The following is a 24,182-nucleotide window of genomic DNA, read 5'->3' as shown; positions in this document are numbered from 1 at the left end:
ATCACCTCGGATTGGCTGGTGGCGATGTTGGAACGGCAGCCGAAGGAACGGCCCCAGGCTGTTTTAAATCGTCCAGTGACTCATTCTGACTTTCGGCGTTTTCATGCAGGATGGCCTGCTCCGCCTGCTGGTTCAGCACTAAAAGACTGATACGACGGTTGATGGCATCATCCGGCCCGCGGTCGGAAACGCGCATGGTTGCGGCCATGCCGACTACGCGCAGTACCTTGCCATCATCAAGCCCACCTGCCACCAGCTCGCGGCGCGAGGCGTTGGCACGGTCGGCAGAAAGTTCCCAGTTGCTGTATCCCTTCTCCCCACTGGCGTAGGGGAAATCATCCGTGTGGCCTGACAGGCTGATTCGGTTAGGAATGCCGTTCAGCACCGGTGCAATGGCACGCAGAATATCGCGCATGTACGGTTCGACTTCCGCACTCCCGGTTTTAAACATCGGGCGGTTCTGGCTGTCGATAATCTGGATACGCAGCCCTTCCTGCACCAGGTCAATCTTCAGATGCGGTCGCAGCGCGCGCAGCTTCGGATCCGCTTCAATCAGCTGATCGAGATCGCCACGCAGTTTTTTCAGGCGCGCCTGTTCCATCTTTCGTTTCAGCTCGTCGATGTTCGGCTCTTTTTTCACCTCACCCTTCTGCTGGGTGTAATCATCGCCGCCGCCCGGGATCGGGCTTTCGCTGTTAGAGATACGCGGCCCGCCGGCCACCGCCGTTGCCAGCGGCGTGCGGAAATATTCGGCAATCTGGATCAGCCCTTTTGGGCTGGAGATGGAGATCAGCCACATCACCAGAAAGAACGCCATCATTGCGGTCATAAAATCGGCGTACGCGATTTTCCACGAGCCGTGCGCGCCATGCCCACCGCCCTTGTGCTTGCGTTTTTTTACGATGACGATCGGATGGGACTGGTTTTTCATGCGTCCTCAGTTGTCGTCTGTTGGTTTGGGTTTTTCACCGCACGCACGTGTTCTTCAAGCTCGATAAACGACGGACGCTCGCTGGAGTAAAGCGTTTTACGGCCAAACTCAACCGCGATCGGTGGCGCATAACCGTTGAGGTTAGAGAGCAGCGTGATCTTCACGCACTGCATCATTTTGGTGGTTTCCGCGCTCTTCTGGCGCAGCACGCTGGCCAGCGGAGAGATAAAGCCATACGCCAGCAAAATACCGAGGAAGGTACCCACCATCGCATGGGCAATCAGCGCGCCGAGCTCGGCTGCCGGACGGTCTGCCGAGGCCAGGGCGTGAACCACCCCCATGACCGCAGCAACGATACCAAATGCCGGAAGCGAGTCGCCGACCAGCGCCAGGCTGTTAGCCGGCACTTCCGATTCGCTTTCATGGGTTTCAATCTCTTCATCCATCAGCGCTTCGATTTCGAAGGTATTCATGTTGCCGCTGATGATCAGTCGCAGATAGTCGACGATGAAATCCAGCATCATGGCATCAGCAAGAATGCGCGGATAGCTGGCAAAAATTTCGCTCTCTTTCGGGTTTTCAATATCCCGCTCAAGCGAGAACATGCCCTGCTGACGCGACTTCGCCATCAGGCGATAGAGCAGTGCCAGCAGATCCATATACATGCTTTTGGTGTATTTTGAGCGACGGAACAGCAATGGAATTGCTTTCAGCGTGCCCTTGATCGATTTACCGTTGTTGCCAACGATAAAAGCCCCTACCCCTGCGCCGCCGATGATAATAAGTTCAGCCGGTTGATAGAGTGCTCCAAGGTGCCCGCCGGTCATCATGTAACCGCCGAAAACTGTACCGAGAACTACCAGGTAACCTAATAAGATAAGCACGACATCATCCTTCCGCTAGTGACTATGGCAAAGACGTCCAGCTCGCAGCGTTGACCGTTCGCGGGGTAAAAAAAAGCAGCGGTAATCGCTTACCGCTGCTGGAATCTTTCCCACACGTTCGGGTTAAACAGCTTGTTCGATCTGTTCATCCAGCAGTTGTGGAATAATATCGGCAGCATCCCGGGAAAGTTTACGTCTTTTTACTGCACGGGAAGGAGGCTGACATAAACTACAGGCGAAGCTGCCTGCAGGTTGGTGAGCATGGGTAATAAAATTGCCGTTGCAGCAGTTGCAGCGCGACAGCTCAAGCATTCCGCTCTCAACAAAACGCACCAGCGTCCATGCGCGGGTCAGCGCCAGCAGAGGACCTTCTTCCTGCTGTGGGCATTGTTCAAGGTAAAGTTTGTAGGCTTTGATCACGGCGTTAACGCCGCTACACAAACCGGTTTTGAGAAGATACTGCCAGGCATTACAGAACATGGAAGCGTGAATATTCTGCTCCCACGTCATAAACCAGTCGGTAGAAAACGGCAGCATGCCTTTCGGCGGGGGACTACCACGTAACTCTTTGTACAGTTTGATGAGACGACCACGGCTCAACTGCGTCTCGCTTTCCAGCATTTGTAAACGAGCACCCAGTGTAATCAGCTCCATGGCCAACTGTATGTCACGCGCTTCCTGAACAATGCTTTTCTCGCTCATTGCTAGGCCCTTTTCTTACGGGCTACGTCATCAGGCTGGCTGATTTCGTTAAGCAAGCGAGTAGAGAGAAGAATACCGGTATGGATCTGTTGAAGATCGTCTACACGGGACTCCTGCGTCAGACGCGTTATTGTCTGTGAATCATCGAAACGGAACTGGCAAACCAGTTGATTCGTTTCAGCCAGTTTAACCATCTGCGGGAGGGTTAAACCGCCCAGCATGGTTGCCATCTCTTCGTTAATACCCAGACGAAACATCGCGGACGCCTTGTCCTGACTAATCAAACGCTGCGCGAGCAGTAAATACGACAAATTGATGTCATAGATATGTTTTAGCAACTCGGATGTATGCATTGTTCCCATCCCGAATAACCAACTATTATTTTTATGCGGAAAGACCGCACCCCGTGATGTCGCCGGGAAATCACCCGGTATAAAAAAGAAAAGGCTAAATGCATAGTTGAATTTAGGTTTGTATTCATCGAAACGCGTAAGAGAGGAAACGCGAATACGTCTCTTACATGTTTTATCATTTTTTACAAATAACTAAGATTTTTCCTAATTCGACGCAAACTCTACTCGTCAGTTTTGACACATACAATCCAGCCATCCTCAAATTTAAAAAAAATGTGATCTACGTCACACAATTTAAGTGAATATGACCCATAAATCCATCAGTATGACTTGTAATTTGTTCAATTATTAACCAATCGACACTGTTTTGTATTCTTAATTGACGAATACTCTTGCAGAAGGGGGATCAGAACTGGCATGCAACGTGCTTTTCCTCGGGTGGGCGTCGCGCGGAAACATTTACATCATTCACCCCTCCGGGAAACATTTTTCTTACTGTGAAAAAACATAGAGTTATGCAGGCAGCCCAAAAAAGATGTTTCAGATCGTGATCATTCGAAATGATTTTGTAACGCATCAAAACGATTCAACAGTCAAGGCATAAAATTGTGTGATTTACGTTAAGTTGTTAATTTTTTTCATTTAGGCGCATTTTTCAGTTATTCTTCTTATAAGAATAATTATGATAAGCTTCACACTAATGTCGTAATCAGCCCTTGCAGAACCCGGAAAATCGCGGTAAAGGTGATCAAACGCTGTCAGTCAGACACCCAAGGAGTGCGCCATGAGTTACTCCCATCTACTTGTTTCTGTTGCCGTTTCCCCAGAAAGCCATCAACTCGTCGCCCGGGCAGTTTCCATTGCCAGACCTCACAATGCCCGCATCAGCCTCATCACGCTTGCGGCCGAACCCGAGATGTATAATCAGCTGGCTGCCCCCATGCTGGAGGATATTCGTGAGGTACTTCAGGAGGAAACGCAGGAATTTCTGCGCGAGCTGGTCGAAAAGGCACACTATCCTGTCTATGAAACCGTAATTGCGACAGGAGAACTTAATGCCCATATTCTCGACATGTGTCGTAAACAGAATATTGATTTAGTGATATGCGGGAATCATAACCACAGCTTTTTATCGCGCGCGGCCTGCGCGGCGAAATCCATTGTCGCATCAAGTCAGGTTGACGTGTTATTAGTGCCGCTTGGGGGGCGTTAACCCCCCAGGGAAATATCAGGCAAGTTTAGGGAAAGTTGCGATCTTTTTTTGTAAATCGCCTTCATGGCTTTGTGGGGCGATATCGCGGAGATCCTGAATAAAACGCGCCTGCCAGTGGTTAATATCGTTCTTCCGGATCGTCTCCATCATTTCAGCATGGCGGGAAATACGTTCCGTGAGAGGCATGGTCAGCGCGCGGTTCAGGGCATTCGCCACGTCATCGCGATCGTAAGGGTTCACAATCAGCGCCGAGGTAAGCTCATTTGCGGCCCCGGCAAACTGGGATAGCACCAGAACACCCGGATCGGCGGGGTCCTGCGCTGCCACATACTCTTTCGCGACCAAGTTCATCCCGTCGCGCAGCGGCGTCACCAGGCCAACGTCCGCATAGCGGAAGACCTTCATCAGGATCTTGCGGTCGAAGTGCTGATTCAGATAAAACAGCGGCGTCCAGCCCAGCTGCCCGTAGCGGCCATTAATGCGCCCGGCTTCTGTCTCCAGCTGATGGCGAATATCCTGATAGGCCTGAACCTCACCGCGCGACGTCGGCGCAATCTGGGTATAGCGAATTTTACCGTGATGCTCCGGATATTTATCCAGCAGCGTCTCATACGCCAGGAAGCGTTCCGGCAGCCCTTTAGAATAATCAAGACGCTCGACCGAGAAGATATTTTTCACGTGTTTGAGTTCATTCTTAAGCTGCGCCAGCTTCGGCGGCAGCGGGCCGGAGGCCTGCTCCGCGATTTCGTCAGGTTCAATCCCTATTGGATACACTTCGGTGTGGAACGTTTTTCCCCACGCCGTATGGGTTTTCCCGCCTTTGGTCACCAGACGCGCTTTCCCTGACACGGAGTCAAGGAATGCCAGGCGGTCATTTTCCGTCTGGAAGCCCAGCAAATCGTAGTCACACAGCGCTTCCAGCAGCTCTTCATGCGGCGGCAGCGCGGTAAAAATTTCCGGCGTCGGGAACGGGATGTGCAGGAAGAAGCCAATCCGGTTATTCACTCCCCTCTTTCGCAGCTCTCTGGCGAACGGCAGCAAGTGATAATCGTGGATCCATAAAATATCGTCTTCTTCTATTAAAGGCAGCAGTTTATCCGCCAGCAGCGCATTCACGCGCGCGTAGCCTTCGAAGGATTCACGCTGGAATTTGACCAGGTCAAGACGATAGTGAAACGCCGGCCACAGGACGGCATTCGAGAACTGCGAGTAATACTCGTCGTAGTCTTTCTCTTTCAGTGCAAACGACGCCCACGTGATATTCCCGCGCGTCACTTTTTTTAGCGGTTTCTCTTCTTCACTGATTTCTCCGCTCCAGCCAAACCACAGCCCGCCAGCGGCTTTCAAGGCACCTAACACCCCTACCGCCAGGCCACCCGCACTGGCTTTTTTATCATCAGGCGGTGCGATTCGGTTAGAGACGACGACTAAGCGACCCATAATGGTTTCCCCCTTTGTTTTGCGCTATTTGTTGTTGTTGCTGGTTAGCGATATCAGATACCCACTGCCAGACGCTGGCGACATCCGCCAGCCGCCATTCGGCGACAGTGTCACCAGGCCCTACCTTAACGGCGATCCCTCCGGCCTGATTAACCACACGGAAACCGGCCTCGTCGGTCAGGTCATCCCCTAAGAAAACAGGCGTCCGGCCCTTAAATGGCGCCTCCGCCATAAATGCGGCGATGGCAGCGCCTTTATTAATCCCCTTTGGTTTTAACTCCACCACGCATTTACCCGGCTGCAGCGCCAGCTGTGGATGCGCATCCGCAACCGTCTGAGCAAGCGCGAGCACGGCATCTCCGTGCTGCGGTGCCTGGCGATAATGCAGGGCAAAGGCCATGCCTTTGGCTTCCAGCTCGGTGCCAGGCAGGTCGGCCAGCGCAGCAGAGAGCCGCTTCTGGAGCGTTTGCGTAAGTGCGTCGGGGAGTGAAACGATATGCGTTTGATCATGGATGTCGCGGCGCTCCGCTCCGTGTACACCGGCCAGCGGAAAGTGGTATGGACTGGCGAGCAGATCCAGCTCGGCCATTGAGCGCCCTGATATCAATGCCAGTGCTCCCTCATTCATGAGCGAGAGCTGATGCAAATCCTGTAACACCGCCTCCGGAATAGACACCTGATCGGGGTGCGGTTTTATCCCGGCGAGCGTGCCGTCGAGATCAAAAAAGAAAGCATAATGTCCGGGCAGTACAGGCGGTGCGGTTAACAAGTCAGCCACCCTTTTCCTCCTTACGGTTGACGAGAGGTAAACGCCTTTACCTCTTTCATAGCCATGTAAGTATAGACAGTGTGACGTCGCTCGCCATTTGACAACCGCCCCGCCAGTTTTACTGGCGGGGCGGTGAAGGGGTCAACTATGGTTATAAATTGAGCAATAAAAGAGGTACCAAACGGTTACACGGTACGCTTCGCTTTTTGCTTGTAACGGTCGAAAATCACCGCTGCCAGCAGGATCAGACCACGCACCACGTACTGCGAGAACGGCGAAATATTCAGCAGGTTCATGGCGTTCTCTACCGTGCCCAAAATCAGGATACCGGCCACCACATATGAGATTTTTCCGATGCCGCCCTTGAGGGAAACGCCCCCTAACACGCAGGCCGAAATAACGATCAGCTCATAACCGATAGAGGTCATTGGCTGGCCGCTGGTCATACGCGACGCCAGAATAATCCCCGCCGCGGCAGAAACGAGCCCCGAGAGCACAAAGATAATAATCTTGGTGCGCACCACCGGCACCCCGGCCAGACGGGCGGCCTCTTCGTTACCGCCAATCGCCAGCGTATTACGGCCAAAGGTGGTCCGGTTAAGCAGGAAGCCGAACAGGATCAGGCAGGCCACGGTCAGCCAGATAGGCGCAGGCAGACCCAGCCAGTTGGCGTAACCCAGCGTAAAGAAACGCTCGTCTTCAATCCCCACCGCTTTACCGTCGGAGATGATATAGGCCAGCCCGCGGACAATTTGCATTGTCGCAAGCGTCGTGATCAGGGCGTTAATCTTCAGGCGCGCGATAACAAAACCGTTCACCAGGCCGCTGATGACGCCGAGTAACAGACCGGCAAAAACGCCAATCCACAGGCTCTCCGTCATGTTGATCACCACGGCCGTCGTAACGCCTGCACAGGCAATCACCGACGCCACCGACAGGTCAAAATCGCCGGAGGCCAGACAGAACAGCATCCCGCAGGCCACCATCCCGGACATGGAGATGGCGAGACCCAGCCCCTTCATATTAATGAAGGTGGCAAAGTTGGGGACAAAGATCGCGCAGGCGACGAACAGTGCGGCAAACACCACCAGCATGCCGTACTGATCCCAGATACGCCCAACGCTCAACGCCGACTTCGACTTCGGCACTCCGGATGTAGTAACAGAGGACATCATTAACTCCTTACTCAGGCGACGGCCTGGCTAACTTTAGGCATGGCGAGGTTCAACGCCTGTTGTTCATTCGCCTGTTCATGAAGTAATTCGCCGGCAATTTCGCCTTCACGCATCACCACAATGCGGTCGGCCACGCCCAGCACCTCCGGCAGATCGCTGGAGGCGAAAAGCACCGCCACGCCGCGTTTTGCCAGCTCATAGATCACGTTATAAATCTCGTGTTTTGCCCCCACGTCGATACCGCGCGTCGGCTCATCCAGTAAGATGACCTTCATGTCCTCCGACAGCCAGCGGCCCAGAATGGCCTTCTGCTGGTTTCCGCCTGACAGATTCATGATCAGCTGTTCCGGACCCGGCGTTTTGATATTCAGTGAACGAATATGGTGGTCGGCATTGCTCGACTCCCAGCTATCGTTTATCAGGCAACCTGCGCGAATAAACTTACGGCGGGCGGAAATATTGATGTTGTCGCGTACCGAGTGCACCGGAATAATGCCCTCTGCTTTCCGGTCTTCCGGACAGAGCATCATTCCCGCCCCGATCGCGTGGGCCGGTTTCTGAATGTCTACCCGCTCGCCGTCAATGGAGACCTGCCCATCGGTAATACGGGTACCGCCGAACAGCCCTTTCATCAATTCGCTACGCCCCGCGCCTACCAGACCAAACAGGCCGACGATTTCACCGCTGCGTACGGATAACGAAATCGGCGTTCTGACGCCCGGCGCTTTTACGCTATCGAGGCGCAGACGCTCAGGGCCGTACTGGCGAGGCTGCCAGTGATAGATATCACCCAGATCGCGTCCGACCATCGCCTGAACAAGCTGGTCATGGTTCACCTGCGACATGTCGGTAAAGGTGCGCACGTAGCGTCCATCTTTAAACACGGTGATGGCATCGCTGAGAGCAAATATCTCTTCCATGCGGTGCGAAACGTACAAAATCGTCCGGCCTTCCTGACGCAATTCGCGGATCACGCGGAACAGATTTTCGATTTCACGCTTCGAGAGCGAACTGGTGGGTTCATCGAAGGCAATTATTCTGGCGTTACGCGCCAGCGCCTTGGCAATTTCAACCATCTGCCACTGGCCGATGGAGAGATATTTCAGCGGCGTCTGGGGATCGACGTCCAGCCCCAGGTGTTTTAGCTGCAGCCCCGCTTCATAATTAAGTAGCGAACGATTCACCACGCCGCCTTTGTGCGGGAGCTGTCCTAAATAGATGTTTTCCGCCACGGTCATCTCAGGGATGAGGTGCAGCTCCTGATAGATAATGGCCACCCCGGCATTGAGCGCCGCCGTGGTATCGGCAAAAGAGACCTCTTCGCCGCGGATCGCCAGCGTGCCGGTTGTTGGCGAGTAGTTGCCGCTGAGGATTTTCAACAGCGTGGATTTTCCCGCACCGTTTTCCCCCATCAGGGCGTGAACCTGGCCGGCATAGCAGTCGAAGCTGATATCGGTCAGCGCGTTCACACCGGGGAAGGTTTTCCCGATGCCGCGAAAAGAGAGATACGGATCAGACTGTCGCATAACGTCTCCGTGATTCCTGTAGTGTGTACGTCAGGCCCCTCACGCAGGATGAGGGGCACAATCACCGCGTATTACTTCCCGCCCAGTCCTTTTTTCGCCAGCTCCTCTTTGAAGTTGTCTCGGGTGATGAGCACCACGTCGGTCACTTCGGTAAATTTCGGCGGTTCAGCCCCTTTGGTGACCCAGTTGTAAAGCATCTCGCTGGATTTATAGCCGTGAACGTCCGGGCTTGGCAGCAGTGAGCCGTAGAAGCCGGTGGCCTGCGCTTTGGACAGCTCGCTGACGGCGTCAACGCCGTTGATGCCAATCCCGATTACGTCAGGTGCCTTGAAGCCCTGACCTTCCGTCGCGCGCACGCCGCCCAGCACGGTGTTGTCGTTCATGCCGACCACCAGCCAGTGTTTGACCTCCGGATGCTGAACCAGCATGGAGTTGGCGGCGTCGAAAGCGCCCGGGATATCGTTAGATTTGGTTGGGACTTTGTAGATTTGTTTTTCCGGGAAACCGGCCGCCTTCAGCGCGTCCATTGACCCGGTTGTACGACGACGCGCCGTGTCCAGCTCATCCGCTGTAATAGCCATCACTGCGGTCTCTTTGACGTCCCAGCCGCGTTTTTGCATCTCTTTATAGAGTTCCTGGCCCTGACGTTCGCCGATTTTTGTCGCGGCCATCATTACCAGCGGGACGCTGTCCATCGGCTTGCCTTTGGCGTTCACGAACTGATCGTCAACGGCAATGACCTTCATGTCGTAACCGCGGGCTTTTGCCGCGATGGCCGAGCCCAGCTTTGGATCCGGCGTACAGATAACGAAACCTTTCGCACCGCTGGCCGCCAGGCTGTCGATGGCGTTCAGGGTTTTCTCACCGTCAGGCACGGCGATTTTAATCACTTCAAAACCTAAATCTTTCCCGGCCTTATCGGCGAATTTCCACTCCGTCTGGAACCAGGGCTCTTCGGGCTGTTTTACCAAAAAACCGAGTTTTAAATTCTCAGCAATAGCGGATTGTGACATAACGGCAGCCAGACCGATGGCCGCCAACGCTTTAGTAAATTTGTGCATGGTAAACTCCAGCTTTAGCTTTCTTTTCTGTAGGGAATATGTGCGTGCTTCTTATTTAATCGGACTTAAAACAAGGCATTAGCGCTTACCTCGTTATAAGCGTTATTGCTGGTGATAGTTTTAGCGGGAAATTAATCATCCATAAGAGAGCCCCATCACACCTCAGAATTACAGTAATTGCGTACATAAATTCAGCGAAAAATGACATAAAAAAGGCATTATTTGTCAGACAAATGAAATGAGGGTAAGCAGGATTATCCATAAGATTAGCTAAGATATCCCTGATGCCCCGGATCGGGCACGAGAACCCCGGACGTCAGAAAAGTGCAGTATGTTTTCCATCAAAAATGCCACACGCATTGAAAATTATTTACTCCACAGAATTTGATTTAGCGCAATTTTATTAATGCACCTGATATACGGAATAATTAATCCGTGATTCATTTTTTTACAGAGCATTATTACGGTTTAATATTCCCGAAAGAGTAACAGCATATCTCTTCGATAAAAAATGTTGATTATCAGAGGATTATCTAAACACTGATCTATGGCGAGCTAATTGTATTTCTGTACTATATTAAAGTTTGTAATGTATGGTAAACACAGCCAATTTAAGAGTTTTCTTAAACCAAAGACAAGGGTATGCTTATTTATATCGAACACAGGAAGTGAATTTCGGTCGACTTCGTTTACTGCAGAAAGCGTATTTCTGCTCTTTTTCTTCGTACTTGCCTGGTGCTCAGGTTAAGCAACGGACATCACGTCCCACCGTCAATAAGGATATGAGTATGGCTACCCAAACGATGATGCAAAAACTTAACGCGCAGATGAACCTTGAGTTCTACGCCTCCAACCTGCACCTTCACTTAAGTGCCTGGTGCGCTGAGAATAGCCTCACGGGCTCTGCCACCTTCTTTCGCTCTCAGGCACAAAGTAACGTCACCCATATGATGCGCGTTTTTAACTTCCTGAAAGCTGCCGGGGCAAACCCTGTCGTTAAAGCCCTTGATGGGATAAACGAGAGCTACTCTTGTCTGGAAGAACTGTTTCAGAAAACGCTTGAAGAGTATGAACAACGCTGCAGCACCCTCAACAAACTGGCCGATGAAGCCAAAGCGCAGCAGGACATTACGACGCTCAGATTCTTACGCGATATGGATAAAGAGCAGCAGCAGGATGGCCTGCTGCTGAAGACGCTGGCGGATGAGCTGCATAACGCGCAGCAGGCAGGCTTATGTCCTGAGCAAACCGACCGTCACCTGCTCGACATTGTGGCGGTGCAGCACCACTGAGTTTTTGGCCTGCTTCCGTCCCGGGGAGCAGGTCCCCTTCCCCTCTCCAACCTTCTGCTTTTGCTGAAATTTAACAAATCAGATCTGGCTCCCAATGATTAACCATACAACGTGTGATGATTTATTTAATTACATAATCATTGACGAGGGAGCATCATGATCACCATTGAGTTTGTTGTCATTCTCCTCTGCCTGCTGACGGGTACGCGTTTCGGCGGTATGGGGCTTGGGTTAATCAGCGGTATTGGTCTTTTTATTTTATGTTTCGTCTTTGGTCTGCAGCCGGGTAAACCGCCGGTTGACGTCATGCTGACCATCCTCGCGGTGATCGGCTGTGCCGCTACCCTGCAAACGGCGGGCGGTCTCAACGTCATGATGCAGTTTGCGGAACGCCTGCTGCGCAAACACCCGCAGCACATCACCCTGCTCGCCCCGGTTACCACATGGATGCTGACCTTTCTGTGCGGCACCGGCCATGTGGTGTACACCATGTTCCCGATTATTGCGGATATCGCCCTGAAAAAAGGGATCCGCCCGGAGCGCCCTATGGCCGTAGCATCGGTCGCGTCGCAGATGGCGATCACGGCCTCCCCCGTTTCCGTTGCCGTCGTGTCGCTGGTGTCCATCCTGGCGGCCCAGCATGGGATCGGCCACGCGTGGGGAATTCTGGAAATTCTCGCCGTGTCGGTTCCCGCTTCACTTTTCGGCGTGGCTATTGCTGCACTGTGGAGTTTACGGCGCGGGAAAGATTTGGCGGACGACATGGAGTTTCAGGAAAAGCTAAAAGATCCTAAGCAGCGCGAGTTTATCTATGGCGGAACAGAGACGTTAATGAATCAGCGTTTCCCAAAACAGGCCTACTGGTCCACGTGGATTTTCTTTGCCGGCATTGCCGTGGTCGTTCTGCTGGGGGCCTTCCCTGAGCTGCGCCCCGCCTTTGAACTGAAAGGCAAAATGACGGCGCTGTCGATGAACCTTGTCATCCAGATGATGATGTTAATTGCGGGTGCCGTGATGCTGATGGCCTGTAAAGTCAATGCCTCCGCGATTTCCAACGGCGCGGTGTTCAAGGCCGGTATGGTTGCGATCTTCTCGGTATTCGGCGTGGCGTGGATGAGCGATACCTTTTTCCAGGCGCATCTCGACGAGTTAAAGCTGGCCCTGGAAGGCGTGGTGAAAAGCCACCCGTGGACATATGCGATTGTGCTGTTTCTGGTGTCAAAACTGGTGAACAGCCAGGCGGCGGCGCTGACGGCGGTTGCGCCGATGGGGTTGATGTTGGGCATCGACCCGAAAATGCTGATCGCCTTTTTCCCGGCGTCCTACGGCTATTTTGTCCTGCCGACCTATCCCAGCGATTTGGCCTGCATCGGCTTTGACCGGTCAGGCACGACCCGCATCGGTAAATTTATCATCAACCACAGCTTTATTTTGCCAGGGCTGATTGGGGTAAGCTGCGCGTGTGCCGCGAGCTACCTGCTGGTCCAGACGTTCTTCTGATAACATCAAAGGGCGACGCACGCCGTCGCCCATTTCCCTGCGTCAGTGGGACTCACCCTGCGGCGTGAATCGCAGCTCGATCAGCGCGATGGCTTTCTGGATCGCACGAAGCGTTACCGGGTCAGCGGCAGCAGGATGGCTGGCGAAATCGATGTTTTTCAGCTGGGTAGACATCTTCTCGCGCACTTCAACCGGCGCAATCACGTCCAGAACATCCAGGATTTGTTTGATAACCAACTGGCAGGCGACAACGTCAGAGACCAGTTCCTGATCGGCGCTCAGGTTTTGTGACATGGGGTTTCTCCTTATTTAAAGGCCGCCATAGTATCAAAACACGCCCCCTGACATCTTCCCTTCAACGTCTGCAGGTATAAAAAAACCTGCCGAAGCAGGTTTTTTTATCAGAACATGGCGCCCGGCGGCACGTCTTTGAACGTGCGGCAGTAATTGGCCCACATACTTTTCAGGATTTTGCGCAGTTTCACAGTGATGCTCCATCAACTTGTTATACAACTTTATCGTCAATGCGCTTATAATATGACCACCATCACAAAAATCAATGTTTTCGTGATAGAAATCACAATTTAATCAGGGTGGGGTCTGATCGCGTTCACCATCGACCCGTTGCGAAGAGTGAGGGCAGATTGTCCGGCTATTCCAGCCATTGCGGCGGGCATCTGCGGGTACGATAACGTATTTCCATCCACTCAGAGCGAACCATGAAAAGAGTCATTGTAGCCGGCACACTCCTCCTGCTCGCGGGGTGCAGCATTAACCGCCAGGCTGAAGTCAGCAGCCTCGATGCGCCGAACGGCATCGTCCGCCTTAACTACGGTCAGGCAGCGCTGCAAAATGCGTATTCCGATGAGTATGTGAATAACGGTACGGCGGCAAAAGCGTGTCAGAGCATGGGGTATGCCACGGCCTCAGCCTATGGTCAGCCCATTAAAACCTGCACCCTCATTAGCGGCTCGTTGTGTCTGAACGAGAGCGTGACTATCCAGTATAAATGTATGGGTTATGCCGTGAACCCTAAGTCAAACAATCCGTGGTATTAATCCAGACTGCCAGCGCAGGCTGGCAGTTTATTTCATTACGAACAAAAACAATTCTCATTAATAAATGATAAAATCGCCAATGCGTTTTATTCCCATTCGTATTATAAATAAATAAAATAAATATTTTACGTTTTGCAAATAATTAAATAACAAATTATAGTGTCGCTCATTGTGAACCAGAAATAATAACCCGGAGCGCCACCATGCTGAAAACTGAAATGATCGACAAGCTCAACGCACAAATGAATCTTGAGCTGTATTCATCCCTTCTCTACCAGCAGATGAGCGCCTGGTGCAGCTATCACAGCTTCGAAGGCGCTGCCGCGTTTCTGCGTCGTCACGCGCAGGAAGAGATGACGCACATGCAGCGTCTGTTTGATTATCTGACGGATACCGGCAGCCTGCCGCGCATTGAAACCGTGGCATCCCCATTTGCTGAATATAATTCTCTCGATGAACTGTTCCGCGCCACCTACGAGCACGAGCAGCTGATCACCCAGAAAATTAACGAACTGGTTCATGCCGCGATGACCAGCCAGGATTATCCAACCTTCAATTTCCTGCAGTGGTATGTCGCCGAACAGCATGAAGAAGAGAAGCTGTTTAAATCCGTGCTGGATAAATTATCTCTGGTGGGGAAATCAGGCGAAGGTCTTTACTTTATTGATAAAGAACTTTCCACGCTGGATACGCAGAATTAATTTCAACGCGGTGCGGGTTCCCTGCACCGCGTTAATTTACATACACCCAGCGCAGCTGGTACAGCGCCAGTCGTGGGGATTCACGGCCTGGTAAAAATAGCGGTAGCTGGCCGTCTCCAGCGCAATACCCCTCTCGTAATACATATCCGTCAACCAGTCGACATTCGCTATGATCCACTCATCTTCCTGTAAGCCTTGTGCAAAGGTCTCATCCTCAGGATCAATAACCGAATAGATTCCCCAGGTGCCCATATCTTTTTCGCGGCGGGACTCCGGAAGTATCAGGGGCTGGTTCTGCCAGTGGATTATCCAGTGGCCATGGCACAACAGGTTGCCTCCACGGCTCCATGCCGCGGTAAAAGGATTCTCCCCCGCCATAAAACCCTCACTTTATTTGATAATTTATATTTATTGTTTACGTTACGCCGAAATGTTGCTCAGCAACATTGCCCTCATGTAGTAGGCGGAAGCCTATAAAGGGTCAGAGGAATATTAATGTGTAAAATATTCATTACACTTCTTGTAACGGTGATTTGACGAGTTACGGCTTTTCCCTTACTCTGCGCCGCAGATTTTGTCGCGGTTAAGAAGCGTTGTAGAGGAAAGCGTGAAAAACAGAACTCTGGGAAGTATTTTTATCGTCGCCGGAACGACGATTGGCGCAGGAATGCTGGCAATGCCTCTGGCAGCCGCGGGCGTGGGATTTGGCATGACCCTGCTGCTGCTGGGGACGCTCTGGGCGCTGATGTGCTACACCGCCCTGCTGTTGCTTGAGGTTTACCAGCATGTGCCCGCCGATACCGGTCTGGGTTCCCTCGCGGCGCGCTACCTGGGACGCTACGGCCAGTGGATAACCGGCTTCAGCATGATGTTCCTGATGTACGCCCTGACCGCCGCCTACATCAGCGGGGCCGGGGAGCTGATCGCCTCAAGCGTTAACGACTGGTTTGACTCTGACATTACCCCGGCGACGGGCGCCATCTTCTTTGCGCTCATCGGCGGCGGCGTGGTCTGCGTTGGCACATCGCTGGTGGATCTGTTTAACCGTTTCCTGTTCAGCGCCAAAATTCTGTTCCTGATTGTCATGCTGGTCCTGCTGGCACCGCATGTTCATCAGGTCAATCTGCTGACGCTACCGCTGGAAAAAGGGCTGGCGCTTTCCGCCATCCCGGTCATTTTCACCTCGTTTGGCTTCCACGGCAGCGTGCCGAGCATCGTCAGCTATATGAACGGCGATATTCGCAAGCTGCGCCGCGTCTTTGTTATCGGCAGCGCGATCCCGCTGATTGCCTACATTTTCTGGCAGCTGGTGACCCTGGGCAGCATCGACGCTTCAACCTTTATTGGCCTGATGGCACAGCACGCAGGCCTGAACGGTTTTCTGCTGGCGCTGCGCGAGGTCGTCACCTCCCCGCACGTGGAGCTGGCGGTACACCTCTTTGCCGACCTGGCGCTGGCTACCTCGTTTCTGGGCGTGGCGCTTGGCCTGTTTGACTATCTGGCCGACCTGTTCCAGCGCCGCAATACCGCCGCAGGACGGTTACAGACCGGGGCCATCACCTTCCTGCCGCCGCTGGCCTTTGCGCTGTTTTATCCACGCGGGTTTGTGATGGCGCTGGGGTATGCGGGGGTGGCGCTCTCGGTCCTTGCCCTGCTCCTCCCTTCCCTGCTGGCGTGGAAGAGCCGCCAGCAGCATCCGCAGCAGGGTTACCGCGTGGCGGGAGGAAAACCGCTGCTGTGCATTGTGTTTGGCTGTGGGGTGGTGATTATTCTGGTGCAGGTACTGATTGCGGCGGGAATGCTGCCGGAAGTGGGTTAATGAAAAAAGGGGCTGTCATCAGCCCCTTTTTTATCAGTGCAAACAGCAGCTCTTGAACTTCTTCCCGCTGCCGCAAGGACACGGATCGTTACGCCCAACCTTCGTGCCGTTCACCATCGGCTTCTTCACCTCCGGCTGCTGCGGATTGTTCACCCAGTAGTTATACAAGCGCAGCGCCGCAGGCTGAATACGTTCAATGCTGGCGGTATATTCTTCTTCGGTCAATTCATCCAGCTGGTCGCCGATCTCTTCGCTACCGTGCAGCGCAATCACATCCAGATCGGCCCTCAGCTCGTCCGGCAAGGCTGACCAGTCCGTCAGCGCCACGCCGCGCATGTAGCCGTAGCACCACTCTTCCACCACGGTATAGCTCTCACCGTCAATGTCGTTATAGCCAAACATCGGTTCAAACTGGTCCGGATATTCGCTCAGGCGCTCGGCAATATCGTTCATATGCTTAAAGCAAAGATCGATAAAACGGTTCATCTCGCGATCGTTTTTCCAGCGCGGAATGTATTTCTCGCCACCCCACACCGCCACCAGCCAGGTATCTGGCTCAACGACAACAGGACCGGAAAGCACTGCGGTAAACATGCCGTCCAGTTCAGACACGTCAAGCACGGACGCATCGTCATGACCGTAAGACATTAACGTCTCTTCAAGCCACGCCATTTCGCTTTCATTTAATGGGCCTTCAGTCATCGCTGACACTCCTGATAAAAAGGAAACGATCCTAACACATATCTCACGCCTCTCCGGGCTGAAGTTTAGGTCTTTATTGCTGCAAAAACGTGCAAATCGTGACCTTTGCACAACTTATGGGCTTTATTGTTAACGATATGTGATCTCCGCTGTAATTTCTTCTCCTCCCGCAAGGCGGCATAACGCGGCGCTCTATACTCAAACATGTCACAGGCCCGTCAATGGGTTAACCATTCTGGCAACGTTTTTGCTTAATGTTCTTCGCGCGACGCTGCGCAGGGAAACCTCGCCGTATATGCAGGATGCCGTCTGTATCTTGTTCGTTTAGTGCATTTTGTTCTTGCTCGTGTTTCGGATTGGCTGCGCCGTCGGGCGTTCGGGTTTACGCCGTGGTGCAAAAACCTCTTTGCTAAGGAACATAATAATGTCGCTGAAATTTATCAGAACTCCGCTTTCTCTCGTGTTGGCCGGTTGCCTGGTGACGGCGTTTTCCGCCAGGGCAGATATCGTGATTGGCGTGGCCGGGCCGTTCACGGGTCCTAATGCCACCTATGGCGATCAGTACTGGCACGGCGCAACGCAGGCCGCTGAAGACATTAACGCCGCCGGCGGCATTAACGGCGAGAAGATCAAACTGGTTCAGGGGGATGACGCCTGCGAGCCTAAGCAGGCGGTGGCGGTGGCCAACCGCTTAGTCGACCAGGATAAAGTCAACGCCGTGGTCGGTCATTTCTGCTCCTCTTCCACCATGCCCGCCTCCGAGGTTTACAGCGATGCGGGGATCATCGCTATTACCCCCGGTTCAACCAACCCGCTGATCACCGAACGCGGCATGAGCGACATGTTCCGCATGTGCGGCCGCGATGACCAGCAGGGCCAGGTGGCCAGCGACTTCATCATCGACAAGCTGAAAGCCAAACGGGTGGTGATTATTCACGATAAAGATACCTATGGTCAGGGCCTGGCTGACGCCACCAAAGCGGCGCTGGCGAAACGCGGGGTTCAGGATGTGATGTACGAGGGGTTATCCCGCGGTGAAAAAGACTTTAACGCGCTGGTCACTAAGATCGGCGCGCAAAAACCAGACGTCGTGTTCTTCGGTGGCTGTCATCCGGAAGCCGGCCCGCTGGTTCGCCAGATGCGTGAGCAGGGCGTGCAGGCGAAATTCTTCTCCGGGGACTGTATCGTCAACGAAGAGATGGTGACCGCGGCGGGCGGCCCGCAATATACCAATGGCATCTACATGACCTTCGGTAAAGATCCGCGCCTGATCCCGGACGGCAAAGCGGTAATCGAGAAATTCCGCGCCGGTAAATTCGAGCCGGAAGGTTACACCCTGTACTCCTACGCCTCGGTACAGGCGATTGCCGCCGCCTTCAAGGCCACCGGCGGCAAGGACTCTGCCAAAGCCAGCGAGTGGCTGAAGGCCAATTCCGTCGACACGGTGATGGGCAAAAAAGCCTGGGACAGCAAAGGCGATCTGAAAGTCTCTGACTACGTGGTTTACCAGTGGGACGACAAAGGAAAATATAAGGAAGTTGAGTAACGGGACGGAGTCACGCTCAACGTCGATGGGCTCGCCCGTCGGCGCGTAATAAACATCAGGCTGCACGGCTCGCGCAGCCTATAAAACGAGCGCGCTAAAATGAGTACATTCTTCCTGCAACAGTTAATCAATGGCTTAACGCTGGGTTCCGTCTACGGCCTGATCGCCATCGGCTACACCATGGTGTACGGCATTATCGGCATGATTAATTTCGCCCACGGCGAAGTGTATATGATTTCCGCCTATCTCTGCGCCATTGGCCTGGCGCTGCTCTCATTCTTCGGCCTGCAGTCCTTCCCGCTGCTGATCCTCGGCACGCTGGTGTTCACCATTGTGGTCACCGGGGTGTACGGCTGGACCATCGAGCGTATCGCCTATAAGCCGCTGCGCAACTCCACGCGCCTGGCACCGCTGATCTCCGCCATCGGGATATCGCTTATTCTGCAAAACTACGCGCAGCTGAGCCAGGGCCCGCGCCAGCAATGGGTGCCAACCATGCTGGACGGCGTGATTCGCCTGCATCTGGGCGAAGGGTTCGTGCAGATAACCTACACCAAAGTGTTTATCCTGGTGGCCTCGTTTGCCGGCATGCTGGTGCTCACCTGGATAATCAACCGTACCCGGCTGGGGCGGATGTGCCGAGCGGTGCAGCAGGATCGCAAAATGGCCTCCATTCTGGGGATTAACACCGACCGGATTATTTCGCTGGTCTTCGTCATCGGCGCGGCGATGGCGGGCCTGGCGGGGGTGCTGATCACCATGAATTACGGCACCTTTGATTTCTACGTCGGGTTCGTGATCGGCATTAAAGCTTTCACGGCGGCGGTACTGGGCGGCATCGGTTCCCTCCCCGGCGCTATGCTCGGTGGCCTTATCCTGGGCGTGGCGGAAGCGCAGTTCTCGGGCATGGTGAACTCGGACTATAAAGATGTCTTCTCGTTTGGCCTGCTGGTGATGATCCTGATTTTCCGCCCTCAGGGGCTGCTCGGGCGCCCGATTGTGGCCAAAGTGTGAGGGAGATAATGATGACATCACACGGTTTTTCACTTAAACGCTGCATTCTGGATTCAATTTTTTCCGGGCTGATTGCGCTGATTATCTTCGGCCCTATCGCGGGCGTGGTGCTGGACGGGTACAGCTTTACCTTCGCCGGGCAGCGCCTGGCCTGGATGGTCGGTATCGTCATGGCGGGGCGTTTTCTGTTGAGCGCTTTTTTAGGTACCGCTTCCGGGGCCCGCTTCCAGGCGCGCTTCGAGGCCGACAGCGCGGGTGTTTATGTCCGGCCACCGGAATATAAAAGCCGCATGCGCTGGATCATTCCTCTGGTGATTACCCTTGCGATTTGCTTTCCGTTTGTCGCCACCAAGTATGTTCTGACCGTCGCCATTCTGGGGCTGATCTACGTGCTTCTCGGTCTGGGGCTGAACATCGTCGTGGGCCTGGCCGGTCTGCTGGATCTGGGGTATGTCGCGTTCTATGCGATTGGTGCGTACGGCCTAGCGCTGGGATACCAGTATCTCGGCCTGGGCTTCTGGAGCATGCTGCCGCTCGCGGCAATCATGGCCGCTGCCGCAGGTGCCCTGCTCGGCTTCCCGGTACTGCGCATGCACGGTGACTATCTGGCCATCGTCACCCTCGGCTTCGGGGAGATCATTCGCCTGATACTGAACAACTGGCTGACCTTCACCGGCGGCCCCAACGGCGTGTCTGCCCCTCCCCCCACCTTTTTCGGTCTTGAGTTTGGGCGACGCGCAAAAGAAGGCGGCGTGCCCTTCCACGAGTTTTTCCACCTGACCTACAACCCGAACATGAAGTTTATCTTTATCTACGCGGTGCTGTTTCTGGTGGTGATGCTGGTGCTTTATATCAAGCACCGCCTGACGCGCATGCCGATTGGTCGGGCGTGGGAAGCCCTGCGCGAAGACGAAATTGCCTGCCGCTCAATGGGGTTGAATCATGTTCTGGTTAAGCTTTCTGCCTTTACGCTGGGCGCGTCCACCGCAGGCATTGCCGGGGTATTCTTCGCCACCTATCAGGGGTTCGTGAATCCGACCTCCTTTACCTTCTTTGAATCGGCATTGATCCTCGCCATTGTGGTGCTGGGCGGGATGGGCTCGACGCTTGGCGTGGTGCTGGCCGCCTTTGTGCTCACGGTCACGCCGGAGCTGCTGCGCAGTTTTGCCGAGTACCGCGTCCTGCTGTTCGGCATGCTCATGGTGGTGATGATGATCTGGCGTCCACGCGGTTTGATCCGCATTAACCGCAGCGGGTTTGCCGTGCGTAAGGGCGTCGCACCATGAACGAAACGATATTACGCGTTGAGCATCTGATGATGCATTTTGGCGGGATTAAGGCGCTAAACGACGTCAACCTGGACGTGCAGCGCGGCTCCATTACCGCCCTGATTGGCCCCAACGGGGCGGGAAAAACAACCGTGTTTAACTGCCTGACGGGGTTCTACAGAGCCTCCGGCGGCAACATTTTGTTTAATACCCGCCATAAAACGACCAACGTGATTAAGGTCCTCGGTCAAAAATTCCAGCCCGGCGACTGGATTAACCCCGCGCAGTTCGGGCAGCGTCTTTTCTACAAAATGTTCGGCGGAACCCACCTGGTCAACCGTGCCGGGCTGGCGCGCACGTTTCAAAATATCCGCCTTTTTCGCGAGATGTCGGTCGTGGAAAACCTGCTGGTCGCGCAGCATATGCGCGTTAACCGTAATCTGCTCGCCGGGATCTTAAATACGCCGGCATACCGGCGGGCGGAAAGCGACGCCCTGGACAGAGCCTTTTACTGGCTGGAAGTGGTGGATCTGGTGGAGTGCGCCAATCGCCTGGCGGGAGAGATGTCATACGGCCAGCAGCGGCGACTGGAAATCGCGCGGGCAATGTGTACCGGGCCGGAAATGATCTGTCTGGATGAACCCGCCGCCGGGCTTAATCCGGTTGAAACGCACAAGCTGAGCGGCATTATTCGCTTTCTGCGGGATCATCATGACATCACGGTATTGCTGATTGAGCATGATATGGGGATGGTGATGGACATTTCGGACGACATTATCGTGCTCGACCACGGCGATGTAATTGCCAGGGGGAAACCCGAGCAGATCCAGCATGATGAAAAGGTGATTGCCGCCTACCTGGGCACGGATGAGAGCGAGGTGTCCCTATGAGCGAACCGCTGCTGGCTTTTCGCGAGGTGGACGTGTTTTACGGCGTCATTCAGGCGCTGAAGCAGGTCTCTCTTGAGGTGAATAAGGGGGAAACCGTGGCGCTGATTGGCGCAAACGGCGCGGGTAAATCGACATTGCTGATGTCCATCTTCGGCCAGCCCCGTATCCGCAGCGGGCAAATCCTGTTCTGTGGTGAAGACATCAGCCATCAATCCACCCACTACGTTGCGTCCGGCGGCATTGCGCAGGCACCGGAGGGGCGACGAATCTTCCCCGATATGACCGTGGAAGAGAACCTGCTGATGGGGACCATTCCCATCGGCAATCAGTTTGCGGCTGAAGACATGCAAACCATGTTTGACCTTTTCCCTCGCCTTAAAGAGCGACGTAAACAGCGCGCGATGACCATGTCCGGCGGAGAACAGCAGATGCTGGCGATCGCCCGGGCGCTGATGAGCCGTCCGAAGCTGCTGCTGCTGGATGAGCCCAGCCTGGGCTTAGCCCCGATTGTGGTGAAGCAGATCTTCCAGACGCTGCGCGAGCTGGCCCGCAGCGGCATGACCATTTTTCTGGTGGAGCAGAATGCTCACCATGCGTTGAAGCTGTCTGACCGCGGGTATGTGATGGTGAACGGACAGATCCGGCTGAGCGGCAGCGGTGAGGAATTGCTGGGGAATCAGGAAGTGAGAAAGGCGTATTTGGGCGGGGTGTGATGTGACACCTGCCGAATGGACTTATGCCGTGATGGATCATTTCGGCACATACGGGATAGATGAACTGGAGGATACGTTAGTCGATATCGCCTTATTATTTGGATTGCTTCCGGCAATTCTTACAGGTTTGTTAGTAAGAAAAATAGTAAAAAGAATGTGATTTATGAGCCTTCAGGCTTAGCCTCAAAGGTTTTTTTGATTCAGAAACGCAAAACCCCTAATCGTTGGATACCCAACTTTCGGGGTTCACTTCATTTCTGTGGTTTCACGATAACGTCGTTAAATAAAACTATCGTCGTCATTGCTGTAGTCGTCATCTACATCGTCGTTCTGCCAGACGTCGTTATTACTGCCGAACGGATCGTTCTGGTTGAGGAAACGGGTGTCAGAGACGTTATTAACATCGCCGTATTGATTACCGACAAACGGTTCACCACCGACGGGCATTGTCGGCTCTTCGATGATGTTCACGATCTCTTCCGGCCGCGACTGATGGAACATGCTGGTAAGCATCTCAGCAAGCGCGATGCCACCGGCCACGCCAGCCGCTGTCTGGAGCGCGCCAGCCATAAAACCGCCGCCGCGAGTAGCCGACACTGGCGCCCGAGAGTAATCCTGCGCCGGCGGCTGTTGCGGCTGGGCATTCCAGCTGTTGTCAGGCTGCGGGTTACTTTTCCCGCTACCAAACAGGCCGCCGAGGAAACTGCCGCCCGTCGAGGGTTTGCTTTTTTGCGCGGCTAATTCGCTTTCAAGCTCCTGAACCCGGGCCTGCAGGCGTTTCAGCGCCGCTTCCTGAATCAAAATCGACTGCGCCATATAGTAGGGGGCCGCAGGCTGCTGTCTGACAAATTCAGCGATCTGACGCTCTGCATCTGCATCCCGTTGGCTGTTTTGTTGTCCGGCCTGTTTAAGACGCTCGAAAAGGCCGTTGATAAGCTGCTGTTCTTCATATTGCATGACAATAACCTTCCGCTCTCCAGGGTGGATACCAACCAGCTTATCAGCAGCGGCAACCTGTGTCTGGCGAGTGAAATGTTTGTTTAAGATTGGTTGCAGGTTAGCTGAAAATCGCCCTGCTTTCCGGGCTTGATATTAGAAAGTTAGGCTTAACGTTCTGGTATGGCAGCAAATTCCCGGGCACAGCACGATCGTGATGACGATGAGGTACGCTCACTTCGCGCTAAACTGGAGGCACAAAAAAACCGCCTTTCGGTGGTTTCACGACACTGCTTATTGCTTTGATTATTCTTTGTTTCCCATGGTAGCCGGAGTGGGACTTGAACCCACACAGCTCGAACGCCGAGGGATTTTAAATTCTATTTAGAATCAATTAGTTATATAGCGATGCATTGCGAAACTTTGCTGTAATTGTTTATTTATTTTTTGTAATTGGCAGTAAATAGATAGACTTGGATAACGTTGAGCACAGAAAAAGCACAGGAGAACAGTTTCCTGCCTGAGAATCTTTTAAAGAATGATGATGTGAAGCGCCATGGGGCTACCAGCGTTGCAAGGTGATGTGTAATCTAAGGTAATGACTCCAACTTATTGATAGTGTTTTATGTTCAGATAATGCCCGATGACTTTGTCATGCAGCTCCACCGATTTTGAGAACGACAGCGACT

General features: G+C 53.6%; 27 protein-coding genes and 1 pseudogene. 13 read left to right on the top strand and 15 right to left on the bottom strand.

All coding sequences use genetic code 11. The annotated features are described in order from the left end of the window. Position 1: 1 nt before the first annotated feature. From motB to flhD, 4 genes are all read right to left on the bottom strand, one after another. Positions 2–931 carry a flagellar motor protein MotB gene (gene motB, locus ACOTXF_RS13455; protein ID WP_202324062.1) on the bottom strand — a complete coding sequence of 310 codons (930 nt, stop codon included), beginning with the start codon at positions 929–931 and terminating at the stop codon, positions 2–4. Continuing rightward, complete coding sequence (gene motA / locus ACOTXF_RS13450) at positions 928–1,815, bottom strand: flagellar motor stator protein MotA (protein ID WP_008500417.1); 888 nt, start codon at positions 1,813–1,815, stop codon at positions 928–930. Before motA ends, motB begins: the two co-directional genes overlap by 4 nt. A gap of 123 nt (positions 1,816–1,938) precedes the next feature. Beyond that, entirely contained in the window at positions 1,939–2,517 is a 579-nt protein-coding gene (gene flhC, locus ACOTXF_RS13445) for a flagellar transcriptional regulator FlhC (RefSeq protein ID WP_234115278.1), read from the bottom strand. A 2-nt stretch (positions 2,518–2,519) separates the two neighbouring features. Continuing rightward, a complete protein-coding gene (gene flhD, locus ACOTXF_RS13440; RefSeq protein ID WP_008500415.1) occupies positions 2,520–2,870 on the bottom strand; it encodes a flagellar transcriptional regulator FlhD in 351 nt (116 codons plus the stop codon). 784 nt (positions 2,871–3,654) lie between these two features. Between flhD and uspC the strand changes: the two genes are divergently transcribed. Beyond that, entirely contained in the window at positions 3,655–4,083 is a 429-nt protein-coding gene (gene uspC, locus ACOTXF_RS13435) for a universal stress protein UspC (protein WP_202324063.1), read from the top strand. Positions 4,084–4,098: 15 nt separating this feature from the next. Here uspC and otsA read toward each other — a convergent pair whose 3' ends face one another. The 5 genes from otsA to araF form a co-directional block, all read right to left on the bottom strand. After that, the gene (otsA, locus tag ACOTXF_RS13430; protein ID WP_021240457.1) at positions 4,099–5,523 is read right to left on the bottom strand and encodes an alpha,alpha-trehalose-phosphate synthase; all 1,425 of its coding nucleotides are present in this window, start codon (positions 5,521–5,523) and stop codon (positions 4,099–4,101) included. Then, positions 5,498–6,301, bottom strand: coding sequence for a trehalose-phosphatase (gene otsB, locus ACOTXF_RS13425; protein ID WP_032652519.1), 804 nt, complete (start codon positions 6,299–6,301; stop codon positions 5,498–5,500). Before otsB ends, otsA begins: the two co-directional genes overlap by 26 nt. A gap of 176 nt (positions 6,302–6,477) precedes the next feature. Next, positions 6,478–7,467 (bottom strand): L-arabinose ABC transporter permease AraH, encoded by a 990-nt coding sequence (gene araH / locus ACOTXF_RS13420; RefSeq protein ID WP_171843394.1) that lies wholly within the window; start codon positions 7,465–7,467, stop codon positions 6,478–6,480. 11 nt (positions 7,468–7,478) lie between these two features. Further along, complete coding sequence (gene araG / locus ACOTXF_RS13415; protein WP_202324064.1) at positions 7,479–8,993, bottom strand: L-arabinose ABC transporter ATP-binding protein AraG; 1,515 nt, start codon at positions 8,991–8,993, stop codon at positions 7,479–7,481. Between the two features lie 71 nt (positions 8,994–9,064). Next, on the bottom strand, positions 9,065–10,054 hold the full coding sequence (araF, locus tag ACOTXF_RS13410; RefSeq protein ID WP_008500409.1) for an arabinose ABC transporter substrate-binding protein AraF: 990 nt from the start codon (positions 10,052–10,054) through the stop codon (positions 9,065–9,067). Positions 10,055–10,842: 788 nt separating this feature from the next. Here araF and ACOTXF_RS13405 point away from each other — a divergent pair. Beyond that, positions 10,843–11,346, top strand: a complete 504-nt coding sequence (locus ACOTXF_RS13405; protein WP_008500408.1) for a non-heme ferritin-like protein — start codon at positions 10,843–10,845, stop codon at positions 11,344–11,346. Positions 11,347–11,502: 156 nt separating this feature from the next. Next, entirely contained in the window at positions 11,503–12,846 is a 1,344-nt protein-coding gene (locus ACOTXF_RS13400) for an anaerobic C4-dicarboxylate transporter (protein ID WP_165556639.1), read from the top strand. Positions 12,847–12,888: 42 nt separating this feature from the next. On the opposite strand, the gene ACOTXF_RS13395 is transcribed toward ACOTXF_RS13400, so the two are convergent. Together ACOTXF_RS13395 and azuC are read right to left on the bottom strand one after the other, a co-directional pair. Continuing rightward, complete coding sequence (locus tag ACOTXF_RS13395) at positions 12,889–13,140, bottom strand: DUF2766 family protein (RefSeq protein WP_008500405.1); 252 nt, start codon at positions 13,138–13,140, stop codon at positions 12,889–12,891. 107 nt (positions 13,141–13,247) lie between these two features. Further along, on the bottom strand, positions 13,248–13,331 hold the full coding sequence (gene azuC / locus ACOTXF_RS13390; protein ID WP_014884364.1) for a stress response protein AzuC: 84 nt from the start codon (positions 13,329–13,331) through the stop codon (positions 13,248–13,250). 234 nt (positions 13,332–13,565) lie between these two features. On the opposite strand from azuC, the gene yecR reads away from it, so the two are divergent. Continuing rightward, positions 13,566–13,904, top strand: a complete 339-nt coding sequence (gene yecR / locus ACOTXF_RS13385) for a YecR family lipoprotein (protein WP_021240460.1) — start codon at positions 13,566–13,568, stop codon at positions 13,902–13,904. A gap of 203 nt (positions 13,905–14,107) precedes the next feature. Then, a complete protein-coding gene (gene ftnA, locus ACOTXF_RS13380; RefSeq protein ID WP_008500403.1) occupies positions 14,108–14,605 on the top strand; it encodes a non-heme ferritin in 498 nt (165 codons plus the stop codon). Between the two features lie 36 nt (positions 14,606–14,641). Here the strand turns inward: ftnA and ACOTXF_RS13375 are convergent, their stop codons facing one another. Beyond that, positions 14,642–14,983 (bottom strand): hypothetical protein, encoded by a 342-nt coding sequence (locus ACOTXF_RS13375; RefSeq protein ID WP_234115279.1) that lies wholly within the window; start codon positions 14,981–14,983, stop codon positions 14,642–14,644. A gap of 229 nt (positions 14,984–15,212) precedes the next feature. On the opposite strand from ACOTXF_RS13375, the gene tyrP reads away from it, so the two are divergent. Then, complete coding sequence (tyrP, locus tag ACOTXF_RS13370; protein WP_202324065.1) at positions 15,213–16,424, top strand: tyrosine transporter TyrP; 1,212 nt, start codon at positions 15,213–15,215, stop codon at positions 16,422–16,424. A 33-nt stretch (positions 16,425–16,457) separates the two neighbouring features. On the opposite strand, the gene ACOTXF_RS13365 is transcribed toward tyrP, so the two are convergent. After that, on the bottom strand, positions 16,458–17,126 hold the full coding sequence (locus ACOTXF_RS13365) for a YecA family protein (RefSeq protein WP_087450107.1): 669 nt from the start codon (positions 17,124–17,126) through the stop codon (positions 16,458–16,460). A 424-nt stretch (positions 17,127–17,550) separates the two neighbouring features. On the opposite strand from ACOTXF_RS13365, the gene ACOTXF_RS13360 reads away from it, so the two are divergent. From ACOTXF_RS13360 to ACOTXF_RS13335, 6 genes are all read left to right on the top strand, one after another. After that, positions 17,551–18,672, top strand: coding sequence for a branched-chain amino acid ABC transporter substrate-binding protein (locus tag ACOTXF_RS13360; protein ID WP_008500398.1), 1,122 nt, complete (start codon positions 17,551–17,553; stop codon positions 18,670–18,672). Positions 18,673–18,771: 99 nt separating this feature from the next. After that, positions 18,772–19,686 carry an ABC transporter permease subunit gene (locus tag ACOTXF_RS13355; RefSeq protein WP_316937060.1) on the top strand — a complete coding sequence of 305 codons (915 nt, stop codon included), beginning with the start codon at positions 18,772–18,774 and terminating at the stop codon, positions 19,684–19,686. An 11-nt stretch (positions 19,687–19,697) separates the two neighbouring features. Further along, the gene (livM, locus tag ACOTXF_RS13350) at positions 19,698–20,972 is read left to right on the top strand and encodes a high-affinity branched-chain amino acid ABC transporter permease LivM (RefSeq protein WP_234115284.1); all 1,275 of its coding nucleotides are present in this window, start codon (positions 19,698–19,700) and stop codon (positions 20,970–20,972) included. After that, positions 20,969–21,844 (top strand): ATP-binding cassette domain-containing protein, encoded by an 876-nt coding sequence (locus ACOTXF_RS13345; protein WP_202324067.1) that lies wholly within the window; start codon positions 20,969–20,971, stop codon positions 21,842–21,844. The genes livM and ACOTXF_RS13345 overlap by 4 nt, the downstream gene beginning before the upstream one ends. Continuing rightward, on the top strand, positions 21,841–22,557 hold the full coding sequence (locus ACOTXF_RS13340) for an ABC transporter ATP-binding protein (RefSeq protein ID WP_008500393.1): 717 nt from the start codon (positions 21,841–21,843) through the stop codon (positions 22,555–22,557). Before ACOTXF_RS13345 ends, ACOTXF_RS13340 begins: the two co-directional genes overlap by 4 nt. Before the next feature lies 1 nt (position 22,558). Further along, positions 22,559–22,717 (top strand): hypothetical protein, encoded by a 159-nt coding sequence (locus ACOTXF_RS13335; RefSeq protein WP_202324069.1) that lies wholly within the window; start codon positions 22,559–22,561, stop codon positions 22,715–22,717. 119 nt (positions 22,718–22,836) lie between these two features. Here ACOTXF_RS13335 and ACOTXF_RS13330 read toward each other — a convergent pair whose 3' ends face one another. Further along, positions 22,837–23,514, bottom strand: a complete 678-nt coding sequence (locus tag ACOTXF_RS13330) for a DUF2076 domain-containing protein (RefSeq protein WP_202324070.1) — start codon at positions 23,512–23,514, stop codon at positions 22,837–22,839. Between the two features lie 151 nt (positions 23,515–23,665). Between ACOTXF_RS13330 and ACOTXF_RS13325 the strand changes: the two are divergent. Then, a pseudogene (locus ACOTXF_RS13325) lies at positions 23,666–23,881 on the top strand (hypothetical protein); the annotation flags it as partial. Between the two features lie 221 nt (positions 23,882–24,102). Here ACOTXF_RS13325 and ACOTXF_RS13320 read toward each other — a convergent pair. Then, positions 24,103–24,182: IS1 family transposase (locus ACOTXF_RS13320; protein ID WP_001401901.1), on the bottom strand; the 80-nt coding region annotated here is incomplete at its 5' end.

The sequence above is a fragment of the Enterobacter cloacae complex sp. IR53041 genome (assembly GCF_049238285.1).
GTDB lineage: Bacteria > Pseudomonadota > Gammaproteobacteria > Enterobacterales > Enterobacteriaceae > Enterobacter > Enterobacter roggenkampii.
Note: the sequence above shows the minus strand (reverse complement) of the source record. Positions and strands in the feature narration are given on the sequence as shown.